Below are 22,857 nucleotides of genomic sequence, written 5' to 3' on the forward strand. Positions count from 1 at the left end.
CATACAGCATGTATTTAGATTAATTAATATTTATAAAAAGAATTTGATTAAAGATGGTACTATAGGAAGCATTGAAGCAATTATAACTCCCCAAAAGATCTGTGTTCTTATCCCCTTTAATTCATTATACTTTTCAATTTCATGTCCCCAATAAAATATTAAAGGAGGAAATAATGCATCTCTAATTCTAGAACAGAAATATGATACCCCTAAGATAATCGCTGTTCCTATAAAAGTTACATTGACATATTCAGAAATCGACATATTGTCTTTAGTACTATTATGATTTGCTAATGTTATTAAATTTGCCAAAACAATCAAAAAAGTCAGGAAAATCAAAAAATATACAATTGATATTTTAGAAAATAATGTACAATACCAAGGCTGTTTATACTTTTTTATCTCCTCTAGCAATTTATTTTCTATTATAATACTATCATCATAATTTTTAATACTGTAATTACCTAAGACTGTAGAACTGTAACTATGTATAGATAAACCATTAAGATCAAAATCTATACTAAAGTTAGCTAATGAATACATACGCAAATTTTTTATTTTACGCTTACCGTAATTATCATAACTTACTAATTCTTCTAAAGAATCATAATCAATGATATCACCATTCCGCAATGTAGTATTATAACAAATATTATCATAGTACTTGCTTAAAATTCGATCCATATTTTGAAGTAATTCTTTATTAACAATAAGAGCATTTTTATATTTAATTCTTCCTTTAATTAACATACTAATTCCTTTATATTATTTTTAACTATTATATAACATCTTCTCCAACTTTTAAATATTAATTTGTCAATGTTCTCTATTTTATACCAATTATCTACCAAAACTATTATATTATTGAATACAATCCTTAAATCACCTAATAGTTGATTCCTTCTGTCTAATTCATCAACTATTGCTTATACTAACAAATTTCCAAATAATTAAAACTCTTTTTTCATATCTTGATTCATTGCCATGATATCACCCTAATATTATTACAATGTCCCCACCTATTTTCCATGTAGTAGATTTTATTTAGTACAAGATTAGCATTTGTTCTATCTTTACCCTTTCCAGAACATAGCATATAAACTAGTTCTGAGATGTCTCCATTATATTTTCTTTTAACTGTGCCATATCATCAATTAGCATAGGAAAGTTGTTTAAAAAGTCCAATCTTAATTATAGAGTTGTTACAGTTGATTTTGGATCCGTAACATAATCATTACCACCAGGATAAGCCCATACAGAAGTAGCTAACATAATTGCTTCTGTTTTACTTTTCTTCCCCGGCTCTGTATTTACAACCTTGGAACTTTAAAATCGGCTGATAGCATGCGTAAATCTCTCAACCAAATAGATTAAAGGTTCCAATTCCATTTTTATTAGCATCCAATTGCGACACTTCATTTCAATATGATGTTCGTAACTTATAATGTTATTTACTGAACTTTCAAATATTAAAAACATAAAACCGTTCCTACTGCAAATAGGAACGGTTAACACAAAAAGCACGAAGGAACGCATGGATAAAACCCATGCATTTTCCTCATGCTTTTTTATTCAAAATTATTTTTTAATGACCAAATTTAATCCACACTTGGCCAGATTTAGTTTTATCAGTATTCCTTAGAATTTACCAGCGTCAGCTGCTTCTTGGATAGAGGCAGTAATACCTAAAAAATCAAGGGTTTTAGAATAAAATATACAGATAATGTACAAATAAATAAAAATTAATCATTTTTAATAAATACTTGTTTGCTAAAATGGCAAGATGCAATTTTTATTTAGTACTATATAAAATTTTATTCATTATAGTCCTTAACTTCAAAACTATAAATTTTATCAAATTGTAGATATTCATATCGACTATTAAATGGTTTTACATTGCTTCTTTTAATCATACGATAATAGGATTTACCAATACCGTCAGAACGGTTATCGTACCATGTAATGAAATTATTTAATTCATCTGCTGTTAAATCATATTCCTTAATTGTATTATTTGTCATAACAACTTCTAGAATTGCCTTATTACCAGTTATTGTTTCAGTTGGTATAGTAGTAGAATATGGATATGGAGTTGTTGGTGGGTTAAAATTTTTGGTATATAAAGCTGCACCTTTGACTATTCTTAATTCATCAAAATATCCTTGCGCTTTATAATTTTCTCCTAATTCACCCATACCTCCTATAACCGTACCATAATCAGTATTGGGCGTGCAATTGATTTCGCCTGCAACTGTAATTTCTGTATCTTTAACACCATTTATAAATGTTCTCCATACATTTCCCTCCCTTGCTACTGCTATATGATTCCATTGATTAAGATTTAGAGATTTATGACCAATACCATTTCCTCCTGGATCGGAAGAAATTAGATTCCAACTTTTTTCATCATTGCCTGCCCAAATATTTATATTACGAGTACCTTGATAATTATAATCTATCGCAAAATTTGTTGCACCCATATACAATAAGGCATTTCGTGTTTCATTTGTTGGATAATACCAAAAGTCTATTGTAAAATCATCAGCTCCAAAATCTAATTCAGAACTTTTTTGAATTCTTAATATTGAAGAACTTGACGAGTCAAAATACGCGCTAGCACCTCCAAACTTATTTTGATCAGTACTAATTTTAGCATTACCCGTATATATAACATTTTTTCCAGTTTCATCTTTAAATGAGGTGCTACCATTTTCACCATCCATATGCATAAGTAATACAGTCTTTCCATTATCCTTAGCAGATGCATCTGCCGCTTTTACCCTTGCTTCGTTACTGATACTTAACCCCAAAATCATACTAAACATCAAAATAAAACAAGTAACTTTCCTTAAACCTTTCATAAGCTCTCTCCTTTGTCTTTTATTTACCTCATTCTACAACCTTCTCCTAAAATTTATAAGACTTATATTTCCATGGTAGAAATTGTATGATTAAAGGTTCGACATAAAATTACATCAAAAACGTTTCATCTATATGTAAGTTACAAAATCTTTTTAAGAAAATCAGCTTGACTGGTACCAGAATTACAAGCACAGTCATATATCGTGTGTCCTTTCTTCTCTAGTAAAGAAATAACTTCTTTTACAATTTCTTAAAATTACGTATTAAAATACCCCATGGATTACTCCATGAGGCTGTAGTCTACTTATCGTTATAGTCTTTTACTTCAAAACTGTAAATTTTATCAAATTGTAGATATTCATATCGACTATTAAATGGTTTTACATTGCTTCTTTTAATTATACGATAATAGGATTTACCAGCACCGTCAGATCGGTTGTCGTACCATGTAAGGAATTTGTCTATTTCATCCATGGTTAAATCATATTCTTTAATTGTACCATTAGTCATTGTTATTTCAAGTATAGCCTTGTTACCAGTATAAACGATATTACTCTTTGGAGTCACGGATACTTCATTAGAATTCATAGCCTCTGCACCATTTGCTACAGCTCTTACAATATAATAATATGTCGAATCATTTTTTACTGAACTATCAGTGTATGTTGTGGAAGTAATCGGATTTGCATTTAATGGAGTAGTATATGGTCCACCTGATTTATCTGATCTATAGATATTATAGCCAGTTGCTCCAGCGATAGAGTTCCATTTTAGATTTACTTGATTATCTCCTGCGTCTGCTACTAATTTTATTGGTTCTGACAGTGAATAAGGTAGATAACCGCTTGGTATTTTATTTGCATATTTAAACGCTGTAGCTCCGAAATTAAAACGTACATCAAAATTAGGAAAATTTATTGATAAAAATGGTCTGAATGTGTGTCCAAATGTTTCTTTATTTACTGTTATAACTCCTTCCGATACTCCATTTTTAGTAAATTCTATTTTACCATTATCTGTATCTAATAGGATACCCATTACATCACCTTTTGCAAATGATGATCCATATGACTTAGATTGCCCACTAAATATCATACCACCATTACTCATTATAGCAATCCACTGACCGCCTATTTCTGTATTAATTCCAAAAGCTGATGGATTACCTAACATCTCAACTTCCCAATACCACTTTCCAGAGCTTACGCTAGTATTTACATTAGCGTAACCACTATTAGTAGTTACATCTGAATCACCAGTAAATCGTAGATTATTTTCGGATAAATACTTTGCGCATGAACTAGGGGAAACAAGAGAAGGATCTATATATACTCCACCACTATTTGTATCTTCTGCTCTGGCCTCCGTACCATAAACCATACTAATTCCAAGTATTAAAGTTAATACCATAATAAAACTAAAAATTTTACTTATTTTTTCATAAAGCCTCTCCTTTTATCATTTATTTACCTTATTCTACAACCTTCTCCTAAAATTTATAAGACTTATATTTCCATGGTAGAAATTGTATGATTAAAGGTTCGACATAAAATTACATCAAAAACGTTTCATCTATATGTAAGTTACAAAATCTTTTTAAGAAAATCAGCTTGACTGGTACCAGAATTACAAGCACAGTCATATATCGTGTGTCCTTTCTTCTCTAGTAAAGAAATAACTTCTTTTACAATTTCTTAAAATTACGTATTAAAATACCCCATGGATTACTCCATGAGGCTGTAGTCTACTTATCGTTATATTCTTTTACTTCAAAACTGTATATCTTATCAAATTGTAGATATTCATATCGACTGTTGAAAGGTTTTACATTACTTCTTTTAATTATACGATAATAGGATTTACCAACACCGTCAGAACGATTGTCGTACCATGTAAGGAATTTGTCAATTTCATTCATGGTTAAATCATATTCTTTAATTGTACCGTTAGTCATTGTGATTTCAAGTATAGCCTTGTTACCTGTATAAACAGATTCACTCTTAGGAGTAGCACATACTTCATTTGAATTAGAACTTTCAATTCCATTCATAACGGCTCTAACAATATAATAATATGTTGAAACATTTTTTGCTGAACTATCAGTGTAAGTTGTAGAAGTAATCGGATTTGTATTTAATGGTGCAGTATATGGTCCACCTGATTTATCTGATCTATAGACATTATAACCAGTTACTCTATCATCAAAAGTATTCCAAGACAATTCTACTTCCTTTTCTCCTGATGTTGCCTTTAGTTCAAATGGATTAATTAAGTATCCTGTATCATCAACATCAATAGCATCAATCTGTATATCTTTATTATCTATCAAACTAACAACTTCTACAGAATGATATCCTAAACCTAAATCCAATTGTTCAAATTTTTGTTTACATCTTTCAATATCTGTGCTAAATGAATTATATGTGAATATTTTACTATCAATTTTTACTGCTACATTTGTTGATTGAGAACTAGCTGTTCCAACAATTAATCTAAGTTTTGTACCATAAAATTTAAATTTATAACCAGAATTGACTGAATTAGCATAATGAGCAGTACTATTATAGTTTCCTACTACATTATCCGTTTTCCAATTACCATAATATACAATATTTGAATTATTATCATCATATCTCTGCCATCCCGTTTCTGAATCAGTTAATGAATTTTCTCCTATTGCTGCCAAACTAACAGATGAAAATGATGTTATTGCAATAGCGCATATTACTATAAATGTTGTTAATCTTTTTATTATTTTCATTTTTTTACCTTTTATTCTATATTTTTTTACAATATTACACTAATTTCCTCGTTTTTTGTAGTCTGTATTTCCAGAAAATTAATATATATAATAAAAGTTTAGATTTTTTTAAGACGATATTCCATTTACTATTGCTTTCGCCATATATCTATAATCATAAAGTTTTACATCATCTTTATCATCTACAAAGCAGCACTCAATAAGCATAGCAGGAGCCTTAGATTTTCTTAAAAAATATAATTTATTTTCTACCTTTACTCCCCTATTCATAAATCCTAATTTTAAAAAGATCTTGTAACATTAGTTGCATATTTAACAGCTTTTGAACTATCAGAATATACTAGAACTTCACACCCTGCAATTTTTCCATCGCCTTTTAAATCATTACGGCCAGCATTGAAATGTACTGAAATATCTAATTCAACTTTATGTAAATTACTTTTAGAAACTACTTTTTTTAGAACATCTGCTTGGCTTGTCCCATTATTACAAGTACACTCATATACCGTATGTCCTTTCTTCTCTAGTAAAGAAATAACTTCTTTTACTACCTTTCTAGCTTCGGTGGATTCTTTTATTAAACCTACAGCTCCACAAGCTACTTTACCATCTGGATTATGTCCTGCATGTATATTTATTCTCATATTATTTTACCTCGCTTTCTTTAGCTGACATTTCATTAGTCATTTCATTTGAAAATTGTTCCAATTTGGTCTTTACTTTCTTAGGCATTGGCAATCCACACAACATTGCATTTTTCATACATGAGATAGCTTCATATAGGACAAATAAAACACAGAAAAATTCGCATAGTCCTATATGATCAATTTTAAGATACTCCAGTAGTGACTCTGGAACTAAAAACAACGCATTGAAACTAAATATCATATCAATTATTGCTAGGATAATAATGCATGATAACATTGCTACTTTTCTAATAGCACCATTAATTCCAATGTTTGAATTAAACTTTCTTTCCTTTATTGCTCTTTATACACCTAGAATAGTATCTAAGAAAATAAAGATTACTACGATTAAGATAAATTTGTTTGCTGCTAAAGTTGTGATAAATTGGTTCATTTTGAATTCCTTCTTTCATTTATTTTATGTATTAAAAAAGCACCTAAATGGATGCCTAGATTATTAGAATAATATTTTTAATATTGAAATTTTTGCCATAATTTGTTATTATATAGGTGCAATATGTTACTTATCGGATGAAATAACACCACTCCGCTACGTACACTAAGAGCCTTAGCTTATGCTAGGGCTCCCCTTTTATATCACTCATTTTAATTCACAATTTCTTAAGATTATGTATTAAAAAGCCCCATGGTTACTCCATGAGGCTGTAGTTTTATTATTCTCTTACTCTTACATATATCTGTCCAATAACATTTCCGGAACTATCTGTAGCTGTCATTAAAGCTAAACCTTTACCTACTGCTGTAACTTTTCCTTTAACAGAAATAGTCGCAACTGTTGGATCCATAGAAGTCCATGTAACTGGTATTGTGTTTGTATAATCATCTATGGTTAACCTGCAAGACTTACCCACTTTGAGATCTACTGCAAGACGGTAATCGTCTGCATCATCCACAACCAGTACATTAACTGAATCTGAATATGTGCCATCAGCACTTTTAGCTGTAATTACCGTATTACCTTTTTTTATTGCTGTTACAGCACCATTGCTATCAACGGTAGCTACAGATGGATCAGAAGATGTCCACTCAAGTTTTGTATTTTCACTTAGATCATCATCTACACTTAGTTGTAGTACTTCTTTTGGCTCCAAGACCACTTTCAATTTATTGGTTGTAGAACTATATTGATAAGGTTCAGTAGGTGGAGTAAAATCTGTAGTATAAAGAGCTTTTCCTTTTATTAGCCTTAACTCATCTATATACCCTTTAAAATCAACAGTATTCTTATGCCAGTCATCTACTCCTATTGGTCCAATTGACGCTGCTCCTTGTGTATATGATTTTGTAATTGTTTTTGTACCAATTAATTTACCATTTATGAACATATAACATGTAGATCCGCTTCTTGTTATAGCAAAATGAAACCATTGATTTAATAATGGAGTATTAGTACATGACATGTCTAAATCCGTATATGGAGTCCATGCCCCATTAAATTTAAAACCATCTTTAAATAATAGAACAGATAATTCCCCAGTAGTATCACCTGAATAAATAACATAATATTCTTTGGGAAGCTCAGTTAAATAAAGCCAACATTCCCAAGTGAAATCCCCATCTAGTGCAAAATCTGGAGAAGATTCTACAGTTAGATAGTCACTGTTACCATCAAGATATAAGCTAGTTCCCCCAAATTTACTTTGCTCATTGCTAATTTTAGCATCTCCGTATGCTTTAACATTTTTTCCAGTTTCATCTTTAAATGTAGTACTATTATTACTACCATCCATATGCATTAGAAGAGACATTATTTCATCTGTTTTTGTACCTGTCTTATCCGCAGCACTTACGCTCGTAAATCCAAACGCGCTCAATAACAGTAAAGCACTTAATAAAATTCCAATTCGTTTTTTCATTATTTTACCTCTTATTCTTTATTTTTCTACAATTTTACACTAATTGCCTTAATTTTTGCAGTCTATTTTTCAATAAAATTAATAAGTATAATTATAGGTTTAAGCTTTTTTAGGGCAGAATCATTTTACAACAGCTTTAGCCATTGATTTGTAGTTATATCACTTTATGTCGTTTAATCATCTACAGAGCAGCACTCATTAAATATAGCTGGAGCAATGGATTTTCTCATTATTTTATCACCTAAACTCTCGTCGCTTTCCTCATACACTCGAAATACAGCTATTAGCTTTTTTCTTTAGACTCTTGGACCATATCGGAATAATCTGCTTACTATCAACAACCGCCCACTCTAATCCATCCTCTGATTCCCAATAATGTACCCACCCAATGGAACTACTCGAACATTTATACGTTTCTCCAATTCTTTGGATAATATATATGGTCCATTACCCATGTTGAATTAGATAATATTCTTGCTATCTTGTACTTGGATTGATGAAACCAACAAATCTTAGTCTTGTTAGAACCAAAATTACCTCTTAAGATTCTTTCTACAGACCTTGCGAAACTCGTCCACCATTATTACTCTCTATATCTGCAATGCTATACTGTTGTTCATATAACCTTCTTGCTGTCTCTACTTCGGTTACTTCCATAGGTTCATTGGTATAATACACATCCAGGATATAAGCCTCTTAATTATAAACTCCATATATCAAGCTACAAAGATAATCACTTCCTTCATCTTCCGTATCTGTATAGGCTTTTATTGATGTAAATAATAAATTACCATTGTTATTAGTTGGTAAAGTATCATATGTCTTAAATGACGTATATAAGCAGCCTTTTAAATCAATAGGCTCTTGCTGATGATTGGCTTTGGCTATATCCTCACTCATTGCAACTACTTTCTGGTTATATGACTTTCTACTAAGTACTACTTCACAAAGCATTGTTCCATCATCTTGTAACGCTTTCATGGTTATATGCTTTACTGGAATTGGATCATGTCTTTTCATCGGATCACATCCTTTCTTATTTTTGATAAAAAAAACTATCAACTAAATTTAATAGTTGATAGTTTTTTTTATTAAAAATATTTATTTAAAATAGATAAACATAATTCAAAATATGTTTTTTGTTTTGCATATTTTCCTAAATGCTTTTTACAAATTGGTATAATAACTAATAATAATCCAACAACCCCAAAAATAACCGTCAATAACAAAACAATAAATTCTATATTTGATATATTGATAAATTTATCAGAACTTAATTTAAATATAAATGTATTTGATGCAAGCAATAATGTCACTAGAATATACCCTAAATCCTTTATTGTAATATTTGATTTTTCTATATTTGTATCCTGTTTTATTATCCCTTCAATTGTAATTTTTAATATATGCAGTTCTTTTTGATTTCTAAATGAATATAGCAAGTTATATAAATCTTTACTTATAGTTTCAATATTAGAATTCCTTTTTAGGTATTCTTTTTTTAAACTATTTAGTTCTTCCAACATAATAGTTGCATTTTTCACAACATTACCTTCATCCTTTTTGCATTCATTTTTCTTATTTTCATAATTATTGATATCATTATTTTCAATATCGTTTTTTTCAATCTTTTTCTTATATTCTATAATAGTTTCAAATATTATATATGTAAGTATTCCTTCTTTTATTGGACTCAGAATATTTTCGCAATAAAACATAATGTCATTAGAAGAACATTTTAAAATATCAGATAGTAATTTTACTATTGTTTCATTTGATATATAAATAGCATTAAAAATAATATATACAATACCAAAAATAATAAATTTCTTTTTCCGATTAAAATCAGTATATAAAAATAATATGAATAATACTAAAACATATAATAATATCTTAACCATGCCATTATATTCATTAATCGATGTTTTTGTACCTATAAATAATGATGGTAATAACGTAGATATAACTAACGATATCACTATTAATGGTACGAAAATTATTACCAAATAACTTGGCTCTTTAGTATGTAATCCTTTACTCATTTTTTTTATACATATAGGATTAATTATTACCGCATAACAGAAAGATAACCAATAAGTTAATTGTAATTTATATTCTAATATTCCTTTTATGCTGATTATAAATAAGATTATAGATAATACATGTAAAATAACTTTTGCAATTTTTTCTTTCATTAACTTATTATCCTCATTTCATTTTATAGTTTATATTCCATAATATAGCAAGTTTGAATTATAATTTCAATTTTTTATGGTAGAAGGCTTTGGACAAGCAGCACGATGAAGATTTAATGAATGACGATAATTTACGGAACTAGTTTATAAGGAGTGTTTACTTGAAATACGAGGACTTATTAGATGAAGCTTATCACATTGGAATTAAAGTGAAAGAACTTAACTTAAAAGGCAATAAAGAAATGAAATTTAATAGGGTATATTTTTATGCGAGATTATTTCAACTTGATCATATAGAAAAGGAAAAATTAGCTGTAAAAAAACAAAAAGTTCCTTTCACTAACGAGGAAATCCAGTTATTGTGGAATAATATAGATATTTGATATTCCTTTTGTAGATATGATATTAATTGGTATATATTCTGGATGGAGACCACAAGAAATGTCAATTCTCAAAGTTCAAGATATTGATCTTGAAAACCACACAATGTTTGGTGGATTAAAAACGGATGCGGTAAAAACCGATACGTCCCTATACATAATAAAATCTATGACTTAGTTAAAAATAGGTTTGATATTAATAATGAATATTTGTTTAATGATGAGTTCGGGCAACAAGGTACTACTATGACTTATGACAAATATAGACATCGTTTTGATAAAGTTATGAAACGCTTAAAGATGATACATTCTCCTCATGAAACGAGACATACTTTTATTACTCTTGCAAAGAATGCTAATATAGATGAATATAAATTAAAACTAATTGTTGGACATGCCATACAAGATATAACTGAAAAGGTATATACTCATAGATCCATAGAAGAATTAAAAGAAGAGATAAATAAAATATGAGTACGCCCATTATCAAAGACATACTCATACTTTATTAAAAATTGGTTTACAAATAGCGGTTTACAAATAATATACAAACGTTTCGATTTTTTCTACTATTTTCTAAAATCTTCTACCACTTAAACCCTTGATTTATCAATATTCCTTAGAATTTACCAGCGTCAGCTGCTTCTTGGATACTAACTGCAACTGCTACAGTAGCTCCAACCATTGGGTTGTTACCCATACCGATAAGACCCATCATCTCAACGTGAGCAGGAACTGATGAAGAACCAGCGAATTGAGCATCTGAATGCATTCTTCCCATAGTATCAGTCATACCGTAAGAAGCTGGACCAGCTGCCATGTTATCTGGGTGAAGAGTTCTTCCTGTACCACCACCTGATGCTACTGAGAAGTATTTCTTACCTTGTTCGATACATTCTTTTTTGTATGTACCAGCTACTGGATGTTGGAATCTAGTTGGGTTAGTTGAGTTACCAGTGATAGATACGTCAACAGCTTCTTTATGCATGATTGCAACACCTTCTGTTACATCGTTAGCACCGTAGCAGTTAACTTTTGCTCTAAGACCTGTTGAGTAAGATTTTCTGAATACTTCTTTTACTTCACCAGTATAGTAATCCATTTCAGTTTCAACAAATGTAAATCCGTTGATTCTTGAGATTACTTGAGCTGCATCTTTTCCTAAACCATTTAAGATTACTCTAAGTGGTTTTGTACGAACTTTGTTTGCTTTTTCAGCGATACCGATAGCACCTTCTGCTGCTGCGAATGATTCATGACCAGCTAAGAATGCGAAACAATCAGTTTCTTCTTCTAGTAACATCTTTCCTAAGTTACCATGTCCTAAACCTACTTTACGTTGGTCAGCAACTGAACCTGGGATACAGAAAGCTTGAAGACCTTCACCGATAGCTGCTGCAGCATCAGCTGCTCTTCTAGCACCTTTTTTGATTGCGATTGCAGCACCTACGATGTAAGCCCAGCTAGCATTTTCAAAACAGATTGGTTGAATTCCTTTAACTTGGTTATATACATCAAGACCAGCATCTTTAGTTATTTTTTCAGCTTCTTCTAATGAAGCGATTCCATAACTATTAAGTACTGTATTGATTTGATCTATTCTTCTTTCATATGATTCAAATAAAGCCATTGTTATATCCTCCTTAATTATTCGTGTCTTGGGTCGATAATCTTAACAGCATCTGCTACACGACCGTATTGACCTTTTGATTTTTCTAAAGCTGTGTTAGCATCTTCACCTTTTTTGATGAAATCCATCATCTTACCAAAGTTAACGAATTGGTATCCGATAATATTATCTTCATCATCTAGTGCAACGCCAGTTACATAACCTTCAGCCATTTCTAAGTAACGAGGACCTTTTTTAAGTGTTCCGTACATTGTACCAACTTGACTTCTAAGACCTTTTCCTAAATCTTCAAGACCAGCTCCGATTGGTAGTCCACCTTCTGAGAAAGCACTTTGAGTTCTTCCGTATACGATTTGTAAGAATAATTCTCTCATAGCTGTGTTAATAGCATCACATACTAAGTCTGTATTTAAAGCTTCAAGAATTGTTCTACCTGGTAGAATTTCAGAAGCCATAGCTGCTGAGTGAGTCATACCTGAACATCCAATAGTTTCTACTAATGCTTCTTGAATTACACCTTCTTTAACGTTAAGAGTTAATTTACAACCACCTTGTTGAGGTGCACACCAACCAATACCATGTGTTAAACCTGAGATATCAGATATTTCTTTTGCTTTTACCCATTTTCCTTCTTCTGGAATTGGAGCTGCTCCGTGGTTAACACCTTGTGCAACTGGACACATTTGTTCTACTTCATGTGAATAAATCATGTTGAGACTCCTTTCAAATATACATAATTATTAATAGCGTATGTTACGTTCGTAAACTTTTGTCTATGTAGTTAGTTCATACGATGCGTAGCGCTTCATTTCTCTGTGCTTTCGTTATTCTGCCCCATAGAATATTTTCTAAAGAACTACAAATGAAATAGTGTAACCATATTGGTTACACTTTATTCATTTAACCTCGCACTTGATAACATTTTCTCACAAAATGACAATTTAGTCTATAGTTTTTAGCAAAATTACTATAATTTATCACTCGTAAATAATGAGCTTATCTTATTTCGTTATTTTTTTGTCAAATACCCTAGATGTATTTTGTATACCATTTCATTAATTGTAAGTATTGCATAAATATATCAATTATTTTTTATTCAATATGCTCTAATTATAACTTTCTCAATTTCATTTAATTTAGATGAATTATTTCAATTAGCACAAACACAATATAAAATGTTGTAAGAACTTAACAAAATTGTCATTCTTATGTTTTTCATTTGATAACGACAAAAAAGTATTTTATACTTAGCACATTTATCTGTCAAACCATATGATATAGTAAAGAAATCCTTAAATAGTTACAATTTAAGGAATCTATGTAATACTGGAACAATAAATACAATATTTACACTGCATTTTTTATCGAAATTTGATTGTATAACCTTCTCATTCATATTAAAATATAAGGTATATAACCAATAAAATAAGTTTCGTAAATAGGAAAATGAACCCTGAGAGGATGACCGTACCTATGTTTAAAAATCTTAAAAATAGTAAGATATTCAGTTACATAAAAGTTCATAAATTACTTTTTCTTGTGCTAACTATTACGTTATGTTCTACACTTCTTATTCGCATATTAATTAAGGAATCACTGACTTTTCCTGATTGGTATGTACATAATGTCTATCCGTTCTATATCAATACAATAAGTAGAATATTATCTTATATTCCTTTTTCAATGAGTGAAATGCTACTGATATTTCTTATTCTCTATCTTCTTGTTCGATTTGCATTCTGTCTATATCGAATCATAATGAAGATATTCAGGCATTTTACTTGCATTTCATCTACAGATGAATCCTTGGAAGAAGTAAAGAATATCTCGAAGAAAAAGAAATCAGTATATCGTAAGGTTTACTCTTCATTTATTACATTACTTCTTCGTATCATAACCACAATCAGTGTATTGTTTTTAATCTATACATTAACTTGTGGAATTAATTATCATACAACGCCTTTCTCTAGTTATCTAAACCTTGATATGAAAGAGTCAAGTTCGAAGGAATTAAAAGACTTGTGTCTTCGTTTAGTTAACATGTGTAACGAATACTCCGAGAAAGTACCAGTAAATCAAAAAGGATTAACAACCTTACCGAACCACGCGAAAGAAATTGCAGTAAATGCTATGAATCAATTAGGTAAAACTTATCCCTCGTTATCTGGATATTACCCTAATCCCAAACCGATACTATTTTCTGAATTCATGTCCTTGCAAGGACTAGGTGGTATCTATTCCCCATTTACTGTCGAAGCGAATTACAATAACAATATGCCCGACATAGATATTCCAGAAACAATGTGTCACGAATTATCTCATCTGAAAGGTTTCATGCGTGAAGATGAAGCTGAATTCATTGCCTTCTTAGCTTGTATCCATTCGGATAATGTTGTATTTCAATATAGCGGTGCCTTGAATTCTTTGGTTTACTGTATGAATGCCTTATATGATAATCTGGGAGAAAAGAGTTATCGTGAAGTATATAACCAATTACTTCCTGGGGTAAAAAGAGAATTAGATGCTGATTATCAATATTGGCACCAATATCACGGTACTTTAGCTGACATACAAGACAAAGTAAATGATACATACTTAAAAGCGAATTCTCAATCCGCAGGTGTTCAAAGTTATGGAAGAATGATTGATTTATTACTTGCCTATTATAGAGAGTAAATCTTCCTCGACCGATTTATCATTTGATATCTACTTGCGATAAATCAAATAAGTTATATCATGTTTGAAATGATTTGATTTAGTATAGTATAATTTTGTATCAGAATATTTTCCCATAAAATGCTACATATTCCTCGTAATATGTAGCATTTTGTCGTTTTAAGGCATATTATATATTAAGTAGTATGAAAAACTACTCAATCCATTCTAATAATAAGATGAGGTGATATCATGGGCAATGATCATTGCTTTACTTACCCAGAACCATATCACATAGGACGAAGAGGTCTAAGAGGGCCTCAAGGTATTCCTGGAACTACAAGTACCAATGATAATGCTATATTCTTCTATCGAAACGCCGACTTAGATAACATTCAGACACTTCCTGTACGTTCTCCAATATCCGTATTCTTATTTAATAACAGTAATATCAATGGAAAAGCTATTACTCAAACGGTAACCGATAACGTAATTACACTAGCTGCTGGTGTTTATTTCATCGACTTTTCTACTTATGCAATAATTCCTACTCTTGCATCTGCTGAGGTACTCTCCATCAATACTGCCATACTGGATAATGGCATACCATTGAATCCAACCACTGAACCTATTCAGATATACAGTCCAATCTCACAGTATATTCAAGAGTCTATAATAATTGAGACAGCTGGAACTCCATTAACTGTAGCTGCTCGGGTGACTTCATCATTAACTACTGGAGCAACCGCTAATGTTACATTTGTAAATACTATCTTAAATATTATACGTCTTGGAGATGTCACAGTTTAATCTCTATTTACGAAAGAAAGACCACAGCATTTAGAATGTCCTGTGGTCTTTCCCTTAAATATATTTGCTTTTATTCATTATCATTTAATTAATATAAATTTGGAGGGTGATCTTATGTCATATTTTCATGAACCACACTGTCCTATCACTATTGACCCTACGATTCAGACTGGTCTTGGTGGTACTTATAACGAAAGAAATACTGGAGCAACTGTTCTTGAAGGTGGAGTCATCACTTTTAACAGTACTACATTTGATAGAAAAATTGGGTTTGGTGTATCTTTTAACAAAACAACTGGAATTATAACGATAGATAAAGCTGGATTTTATCTATTTGATTGGACTTTCCTTGCTGGAGCAACGGATGCAGGTGAACCAATTGGTGTACTCATTGCGCTTGAAAGCACTACAGGTATCCCTTATGCTTTATCCGGAAATACCGGTTTACCACTCTCATTCTCTGGCTCAACTCTAATAGAACTCCCAGCTGGAGCTACACTTCAATTTGTAAATCGTTCTGGGCACTCTATCACTCTAGTTAATGTAACAGGAAGTGGTGGACTATCATTTGGTGGCTCTTTAACTGTTGCAAGAATAGAGAATGTTTACTCAACAAAAGCATAACATTTTACAATAAATAATACGCACAGCCAAATAATAATCCACCTTAAAAGGTAGAAACTCTAAAGGCTTCTACCTTTTTTTATTAAAATATAAAATAATCCATTTTGGAGTAGCAGAGTGGCATCCTTTTAAATACTATAATATTAAGCATAAATACAACTGTCCTATCTAAAAGTACTGTTGTTACTTATCAAAACGAAAGGTGATTACATGACACAAAAATATCCAATGAATAATACAAAAGATATGGTTCAAACAACTAGTATTGCTCCTTACCGCCCTTGTCCTGCAACAATAAATCCTAATATACAGCTTGGACTAGGAGGCATATATAATGAAATAAATACAACAAAAACAATACCAAACGGAGGTGTTATTACATTTGATCGCACTCCAAATGATCGAGTTGTAGGCATCGGCGTTTCTTTTGATCCGACTACTGGAATAATCACAATACAAAAGGCAAGCATATATTTATTTAATTGGACATTCCTAGCCACAACTACAGATCCTTCTGGTTCTATTGTTATTGCATTAGAAAATACAAATGGTCAACAGTATGCTCTCTCAGGTAATATAATAATACCTGCTTTGACTATAGCGAATTCATTCTCTGGCTCCACTCTGTTAGATCTGCCAATTGGAACTACTTTACGTTTCGTGAACCGCTCTGGTCATGATATTGTATTAAGACCTGCCATAGGTACTGCTGGCAATGCATTTAGTGGTTCACTAACTGTTACTCGTATCGTAAACTCCTTTTCATCAAGAGGATAGATTATCATTTTTTTATATTGAATCAATAGAAAAAGGTAGAAAATTAAAATTTTCTACCTTTTCTGTAATTTCATATTTAACCTTGATATTTAAGAGATTCTATCATTTTTGTATTCTTTATTCAATATTACCATGTTCCAATAACTGAAACTAAATAAAATGGAACTACATCATTTTCATGTGTTTCTATCAATCTAATTTCAACTTTATGAACTTTCTTTTCTGCATGTTCAACCACTGTTTGAAGATATAGGCAATCTCCCCAATCCTCATCAAAATTACCATCTAATCGAACTGCATGTTCCATATCATCATCAACAATAGCAAGAGCAATTGGTGTTGGCTTATGAATGGATTTACGGAATTGTACTGAGATACCACTTCCTTCAATCTCAAATGTAATAGAATCCCCTTGATTCATTGAAGTCCATCCATTTTTAAAGCAATCTGTAATTACTTCTTGCTTAGAGGAATCACCTTCAAAACCATTTGATTTATAATTCGTACAAGTATTCTGATATCTAACTGAGTTCTGATATGTATTTAAAGTAATTGGTGATATAAGCTCACCAACCTTCTCTTCCTTTTCCTCAATCTCTGTATACACATTTTCTAGAAAATTAGTAATGATACTAGCAACTAATGCATGACCAGCATCATTTGGATGTAGATCATCTGGAGTAATCTCTCTATTCTTAATCACTCCTTTTTCTATCTCAGGATAAATGCTACTCTTCATGCTAACACAAGGAATCTGATAGGCTTTTCCAATCTTCACATGTTGATCCTCTGCATTACCACCATCATTGTAACGTACATTATGAACGATTAACATTGCTGGTTCGTTCTTATCCATATAGATTTTGCGAACTAAACCTTCGTATGTTTCTAGAAAATGCTCATTATTATCGTCATTCACACTATATTCAACAATTGTAAAATCAGGCTCATAGTTAAGCAAATCAGATTGTACACGTGCTACTCCAAATTGTGAAGTTGTTCCACCGATTCCAGCATTTATATATGTAAACTCCGCTTCTGGAAACTGTTTTCTCCACCAATCAAATACTAAATATGCATAACAAGTCTCTGGTGTTGAGGATAAGCTTCCCTGTGTAATAGATCCCCCTAGAAAACCAATGGTTAGTTTTTCACCATTCCTTGCTCTCTTCATTAATTCTTTCATGCGATATAGATTACCTCTATTCGCAATTGCTTTCTTGACGTCAATATTATATCCCATGACTGTTCCCCCTGATTTTATTTCTACAACTCTTGATGTGGTTGTCATACGAGTTGCTATTGTTTCTTTAAGTACTCTAAGTTTTTCTTAATCAACTCGCATCTTTGAGCAACACACTCTACAGAACGAAGTGGATCTATTGGTGTATTGAACACATAGTCCACTAATTTATCAATGGTAGTGGTTGCAACATGCATTCTTGTATCACTGGATGCATAATAAATGAATACATCTCCATTATCTCTCGCGATTGCACCATTTGTAAATACGACATTAGACACATCTCCAACACGTTCCATTCCCATTGGTCCAATTAAGAGTCCTGATGGCTCTGCAATTACTTTCTTAGGATCATCAAGAGCTGTTGCAAATGCATAGATAACATAACGTAATCCTGCAGCAGTATTACGTACACCATGTGCTATATGAATCCAACCCTTATCTGTCTTAATCGGTACAGCTCCAGCGCCATTTTTGGCTTCTGTTAGTGTATGATATTTTCTCTTACTTGTCATGATTTCTTCATCGATTACGGCATGATTAATATCATCACATAAGCCAAATCCTATTCCACCACCTGATCCCGTTTCAATAAAATCATCCATTGGTCTTGTATAGAAAGCATATTTTCCGTTTACAAATTCAGGATGAAGAACAACATTTCTTTGCTGTGGAGATCTTAATGTCTTTAGATTCTCAAGTCTTTCCCAGTTCTTTAAATCTTTCGTTCTTACAATACCTGCCGCTGCAACTGCTGCAGATAAATCATTTACTGTATTGTCTTTACTCTCGGAACAGAATACGCCGTAGATATAACCATCTTCATGTTTCGTTAGACGCATATCATATACGTTCGTTTCTTCCGGACATGTGTCCTCTAATAGGATTGGATAATCCCAGAATCTAAATCCATCAATACCGTTATCACTCTCAGCTACACCGAAGAATGATTTTCTATCATTTCCTTCAATACGTGCAACAAGATAAAACTTACCGTTTAACTCGATTGCACCTGAATTCATGACCGCATTGACTCCTAGACGTTCCATGAAACGAGGGTTCGTTTCTTCATTTAGATCATATTTCCAGAATAACGGAATATGCTCTCTCGTCAATACTGGATATTCATAACGATCATAGATTCCATTATAGAAGTCTGATTTTACATTCTTTCTCTCAATCAGTTTATTCTGTTTATCAAGTAATTCCATATATTTTTTATTCAATTATTGATTCCTCCTTATTACTTCGAAACACATTCTTCCGTTGTGATATGGGCATTTCCAAGGTTCGACAATAGGTTTTTTACTTGTTGGCTTCTTATTCTCGTCTAATTCCCAGAACCATTCACTTCCTTCTCTATGATCCCATAAATGTTCTTTTATGTAATTCCATTCAGCTTTCGCAGCCTCTAAGTACTCTGTTCTTGATGGATCTTTCTCATATCCATTTAAGAAACCAATGACAGTTTCTGCTTGCACCCACCAGATACGTGAAGTATTCACAATTCCTTTATCACATTCATTATTTAATGATTCTCCATCGAAAGCTACTTGATAGATTTGATTCGTCAAATCTTTGGTGATAGGGGATAATTTATCTTCATATTTCTTCTCCCCAAGAATCTCTACGCCTCTATCAATTAACCAAGCAGTCTCTATGTCATGTCCATAGGAGTGTAGATCAATGATGGAATTCATATTCTTATCAAAGAATACTTCCTGGCGATGAAGCTCTGGGTTATATACTTTATCTGCAAACATATCAAGAATCCACTCTAACTTTGTTTTAACCTTTGGATCATGTGTAACACGGTACAATTCTGTATACGCTTCGAAGACATGAAGTAGTGTATTCATGGTTTTGTGTGCGATAACTCCATTTTCAGATAACTTATCATTATCAATCTCATGGAACTCTTTATCGAACGCTTCTAAGTATCCAACTGAGTCGGTGCATTTATCTTCAATCAGATGATATAAATCATAAGCCATCTCTAACGCTTCTTCGTCTTTGGTTGCATCATAATAGGAAGATAATGCATAGATAGCAAAAGCTTGATTATAAGTATGCTTAATGGTATCCTCTGGCGTTCCATCATACTTCATCGACCAATAGATTCCACCATTTTCTTTATCCATACAATAATTTTTCATAAATTCAAATCCATGTCTCGCTTCGTTTAACAAAGACTCATCTTTTAATACTAGATAAGCATTTGCAAAAAACCAGGTGATTCTACTATTTAGAATACAACCTTTCACTGCCTTTTTGTCAATGCTCAGATCATAATCCATATATCCATAATAGCCACCATGTTCATTATCTCTAAGACCTTTCCAAAAAGGAATAATTACTTTTTCTAAATGCTCTCTTACTTCATCTACCATCATTCTACTCTCTCCTTCTCCTATTCCTATTATCTTATCCTTTTACTGCTCCATTCGTTAATCCACTATAGATTTGTTTCTGACATGCAATAAATATAATTAACGCTGGAAGAAGTGTGATTAATAATCCTGCACAGATCAGATTATACTTATTTCCCATAGGTCCGGTGAAAGTATAAAGGGAAGTCGCAACCACTACAAACTTTGATTTATCTTGTAGATAAAGATTAGCCATGTAGTATTCATTATATGTAGCAACACCTTTTAAGATCATACAGGTAATAATCGCTGGTTTCAGTAATGGTAAAAGAATCTTAAAGAATACTCCGAAATAAGAACATCCATCAATAATTGCAGATTCATCTAGTGATACTGGTATATTTTCAAAGAATTGAATAAATACATAGATTGATATAACATCAGTACCCATCATTAATATGATATAACCTGGTATACTATTAATTAGATTAAAATTAGTCATAATCTTATATACGGATACTTGCATCGCAACTCCTGGAAGTAAAGTTGCAAATAAGAACAGATTACGAACCAATCCATTACCAGGGAATTTAAATCGATTCAAAACATAAGCAAGCATTGATCCAATCATAATAGAACCAGCAAGTACACATGCTAATATAATAAATGAATTTAAAAATGCTAACCCCATATTGGCTCTATCCCATGCAGTCATAAAGTTATCAAAATTAAACCAATTCTTTGGTAACACCATAACATTCGTTGAAGCATATTCTTTATCTGTCTTAAAAGCTGTAATCACGCAAGATACAACTGGTACAAGCGATACAAATGCAAAAAATACTAACGAAAAATACTTCAAGAATATTCCTACATATCTCTTAATTTTTTGTATTATTGTCATAATTAGTTCGCTCCTTCCAAGTTTTTCTTACGGCTCTTTTTCACCTTTGCATTATCTTCTGTTCCATCGTTAAAGAAGTATTTAAAGAATAACTTCTGTAATAAGGTAGCTACTAGAATAATAGCTAGTAAGACAATTGCCATCGCAGATGCAAGACCTACCTTTTGTGTTACATGGGCAATCTTGTTCATAATAACAAAGTAAGTACCTGTTCCATTATTACCACCAGTAACTACGAATGGAATCTCAAAGGAGCTTAAAGAACCTGTGATTGATAGAATCATATTAAGGACGATTATTGTCTTAATACTTGGCATAATAATGTATTTAAATTGTTGACATTTATTTGCACCATCTAGTTCAGCTGCTTCATACATTTGGGCGTCAACTGACATAATAGCTCCAATGAATAGAACCATGTTCTGTCCAAAATAACGCCAGATAGAAGCACCAACCAAAGAAATATTATTAATCGATTGATTCTGTAACCAGTATGGAAGATGATCTAAGTTAAAGCCACACCATTGTAAAACTGTATCGAATACGAATCCTCTAGTATAGAAGAATTTGAAAATAAAACCGATTGCGATACCATTAATCAAAAATGGAAAGAACATGGTACCTTTAAAAAAATTACCTAATTTTGTTTTAAAACTTAAAAGTGTAGCGAAATATAAAGCAAGGGAGAGTTGTACTACAGAACCACCCATATAATATAAACTTAACTTTAATGCGGAAAAACAATCTTTTCTTTCAAATACTTGTTTGTAATTATCCAAACCAACATATTCTCGGTCACCAATATATTTCATCTTATAAAAACTGAATTTAAACATTTCAACAAATGGGAAATACGTAAACACTGCTAGTAAAAGCAACGGAACAAACATGAAAGTAATAATGACAACCATCTGCTGACCTTTTCTGCTTTTTAACCATTTCATGAAGTCAAATGGCTTTTTCTGTTGTTGAAGATTTTTAGTTGTATCCATTCGTATAGAACCTCCTTTTCTAGCTGTCCTGAACTATCCAAAAGCATTATCAGCAATGGATTATGATTTATAGATTGAGCCAAGGAATACCC

24 protein-coding genes are annotated in these 22,857 nt (G+C 31.6%); 6 read left to right on the forward strand and 18 right to left on the reverse strand.

Going from position 1 to position 22,857, the window contains the following annotated elements; translation table 11 throughout:
- Positions 1-30: 30 nt before the first annotated feature.
- The 11 genes from bsdtb5_RS17000 to bsdtb5_RS17040 form a co-directional block, all read right to left on the reverse strand.
- Entirely contained in the window at positions 31-750 is a 720-nt protein-coding gene (locus bsdtb5_RS17000) for a hypothetical protein (RefSeq protein ID WP_271713167.1), read from the reverse strand.
- 1,064 nt (positions 751-1,814) lie between these two features.
- Positions 1,815-2,861: a LamG domain-containing protein gene (locus bsdtb5_RS17005; protein WP_271713168.1), complete on the reverse strand. Its 1,047-nt coding sequence runs from the start codon at positions 2,859-2,861 to the stop codon at positions 1,815-1,817.
- Positions 2,862-3,162: 301 nt separating this feature from the next.
- The gene (locus tag bsdtb5_RS17010; RefSeq protein ID WP_271713169.1) at positions 3,163-4,242 is read right to left on the reverse strand and encodes an SPRY domain-containing protein; all 1,080 of its coding nucleotides are present in this window, start codon (positions 4,240-4,242) and stop codon (positions 3,163-3,165) included.
- Positions 4,243-4,606: 364 nt separating this feature from the next.
- Entirely contained in the window at positions 4,607-5,623 is a 1,017-nt protein-coding gene (locus tag bsdtb5_RS17015; protein WP_271713170.1) for a hypothetical protein, read from the reverse strand.
- Between the two features lie 108 nt (positions 5,624-5,731).
- Positions 5,732-5,893: an N-acetylmuramoyl-L-alanine amidase gene (locus bsdtb5_RS21980; protein ID WP_408628606.1), complete on the reverse strand. Its 162-nt coding sequence runs from the start codon at positions 5,891-5,893 to the stop codon at positions 5,732-5,734.
- Positions 5,894-5,904: 11 nt separating this feature from the next.
- Complete coding sequence (locus tag bsdtb5_RS17020; RefSeq protein ID WP_271713171.1) at positions 5,905-6,267, reverse strand: N-acetylmuramoyl-L-alanine amidase; 363 nt, start codon at positions 6,265-6,267, stop codon at positions 5,905-5,907.
- Position 6,268: 1 nt separating this feature from the next.
- The gene (locus bsdtb5_RS17025) at positions 6,269-6,607 is read right to left on the reverse strand and encodes a phage holin family protein (RefSeq protein ID WP_330612011.1); all 339 of its coding nucleotides are present in this window, start codon (positions 6,605-6,607) and stop codon (positions 6,269-6,271) included.
- Positions 6,608-6,983: 376 nt separating this feature from the next.
- The gene (locus tag bsdtb5_RS17030; protein ID WP_271713172.1) at positions 6,984-8,186 is read right to left on the reverse strand and encodes a LamG-like jellyroll fold domain-containing protein; all 1,203 of its coding nucleotides are present in this window, start codon (positions 8,184-8,186) and stop codon (positions 6,984-6,986) included.
- A gap of 552 nt (positions 8,187-8,738) precedes the next feature.
- Positions 8,739-8,864 (reverse strand): hypothetical protein, encoded by a 126-nt coding sequence (locus bsdtb5_RS21805; RefSeq protein WP_330611722.1) that lies wholly within the window; start codon positions 8,862-8,864, stop codon positions 8,739-8,741.
- An 18-nt stretch (positions 8,865-8,882) separates the two neighbouring features.
- Complete coding sequence (locus tag bsdtb5_RS21810; protein ID WP_330611723.1) at positions 8,883-9,206, reverse strand: hypothetical protein; 324 nt, start codon at positions 9,204-9,206, stop codon at positions 8,883-8,885.
- Between the two features lie 71 nt (positions 9,207-9,277).
- A complete protein-coding gene (locus bsdtb5_RS17040) occupies positions 9,278-10,381 on the reverse strand; it encodes a hypothetical protein (protein WP_271713173.1) in 1,104 nt (367 codons plus the stop codon).
- A gap of 161 nt (positions 10,382-10,542) precedes the next feature.
- Here bsdtb5_RS17040 and bsdtb5_RS17045 point away from each other — a divergent pair, with 161 nt between their 5' ends.
- Both bsdtb5_RS17045 and bsdtb5_RS17050 read left to right on the forward strand, forming a co-directional pair.
- Positions 10,543-10,764, forward strand: coding sequence for a hypothetical protein (locus bsdtb5_RS17045; protein WP_271713174.1), 222 nt, complete (start codon positions 10,543-10,545; stop codon positions 10,762-10,764).
- A 162-nt stretch (positions 10,765-10,926) separates the two neighbouring features.
- On the forward strand, positions 10,927-11,235 hold the full coding sequence (locus bsdtb5_RS17050) for a tyrosine-type recombinase/integrase (protein WP_271716131.1): 309 nt from the start codon (positions 10,927-10,929) through the stop codon (positions 11,233-11,235).
- 145 nt (positions 11,236-11,380) lie between these two features.
- Here bsdtb5_RS17050 and bsdtb5_RS17055 read toward each other — a convergent pair whose 3' ends face one another.
- Positions 11,381-12,391 carry a GGGtGRT protein gene (locus bsdtb5_RS17055; RefSeq protein WP_271713175.1) on the reverse strand — a complete coding sequence of 337 codons (1,011 nt, stop codon included), beginning with the start codon at positions 12,389-12,391 and terminating at the stop codon, positions 11,381-11,383.
- A gap of 17 nt (positions 12,392-12,408) precedes the next feature.
- Positions 12,409-13,101 (reverse strand): iron-sulfur cluster assembly scaffold protein, encoded by a 693-nt coding sequence (locus bsdtb5_RS17060; RefSeq protein WP_271713176.1) that lies wholly within the window; start codon positions 13,099-13,101, stop codon positions 12,409-12,411.
- A 763-nt stretch (positions 13,102-13,864) separates the two neighbouring features.
- Between bsdtb5_RS17060 and bsdtb5_RS17065 the strand changes: the two genes are divergently transcribed.
- The 4 genes from bsdtb5_RS17065 (at position 13,865) to bsdtb5_RS17080 (ending at position 17,257) form a co-directional block, all read left to right on the forward strand.
- On the forward strand, positions 13,865-15,067 hold the full coding sequence (locus tag bsdtb5_RS17065; RefSeq protein WP_271713177.1) for a DUF3810 domain-containing protein: 1,203 nt from the start codon (positions 13,865-13,867) through the stop codon (positions 15,065-15,067).
- A gap of 231 nt (positions 15,068-15,298) precedes the next feature.
- Entirely contained in the window at positions 15,299-15,856 is a 558-nt protein-coding gene (locus bsdtb5_RS17070) for a hypothetical protein (protein ID WP_271713178.1), read from the forward strand.
- Positions 15,857-15,970: 114 nt separating this feature from the next.
- Complete coding sequence (locus bsdtb5_RS17075) at positions 15,971-16,480, forward strand: hypothetical protein (RefSeq protein WP_271713179.1); 510 nt, start codon at positions 15,971-15,973, stop codon at positions 16,478-16,480.
- Positions 16,481-16,690: 210 nt separating this feature from the next.
- A complete protein-coding gene (locus bsdtb5_RS17080; RefSeq protein WP_271713180.1) occupies positions 16,691-17,257 on the forward strand; it encodes a complement C1q domain-containing protein in 567 nt (188 codons plus the stop codon).
- A 127-nt stretch (positions 17,258-17,384) separates the two neighbouring features.
- On the opposite strand, the gene bsdtb5_RS17085 is transcribed toward bsdtb5_RS17080, so the two are convergent.
- Genes bsdtb5_RS17085 through bsdtb5_RS17105 form a run of 5 tightly spaced genes read right to left on the reverse strand, consistent with a single transcriptional unit; the run spans position 17,385 to position 22,765 of the window.
- Positions 17,385-18,500 (reverse strand): SGNH/GDSL hydrolase family protein, encoded by a 1,116-nt coding sequence (locus bsdtb5_RS17085; RefSeq protein ID WP_271713181.1) that lies wholly within the window; start codon positions 18,498-18,500, stop codon positions 17,385-17,387.
- 56 nt (positions 18,501-18,556) lie between these two features.
- Entirely contained in the window at positions 18,557-19,711 is a 1,155-nt protein-coding gene (locus bsdtb5_RS17090; RefSeq protein WP_271716132.1) for a glycoside hydrolase family 130 protein, read from the reverse strand.
- Between the two features lie 15 nt (positions 19,712-19,726).
- Entirely contained in the window at positions 19,727-20,893 is a 1,167-nt protein-coding gene (locus bsdtb5_RS17095) for an AGE family epimerase/isomerase (RefSeq protein WP_271713182.1), read from the reverse strand.
- A gap of 31 nt (positions 20,894-20,924) precedes the next feature.
- On the reverse strand, positions 20,925-21,773 hold the full coding sequence (locus bsdtb5_RS17100) for a carbohydrate ABC transporter permease (RefSeq protein WP_271713183.1): 849 nt from the start codon (positions 21,771-21,773) through the stop codon (positions 20,925-20,927).
- A 2-nt stretch (positions 21,774-21,775) separates the two neighbouring features.
- Positions 21,776-22,765 carry a carbohydrate ABC transporter permease gene (locus bsdtb5_RS17105; RefSeq protein ID WP_271713184.1) on the reverse strand — a complete coding sequence of 330 codons (990 nt, stop codon included), beginning with the start codon at positions 22,763-22,765 and terminating at the stop codon, positions 21,776-21,778.
- Positions 22,766-22,857 lie beyond the last annotated feature (92 nt).

Source organism: Anaeromicropila herbilytica (assembly GCF_016591975.1).
GTDB classification, from domain to species: Bacteria; Bacillota; Clostridia; order Lachnospirales; family Lachnospiraceae; genus Anaeromicropila; species Anaeromicropila herbilytica.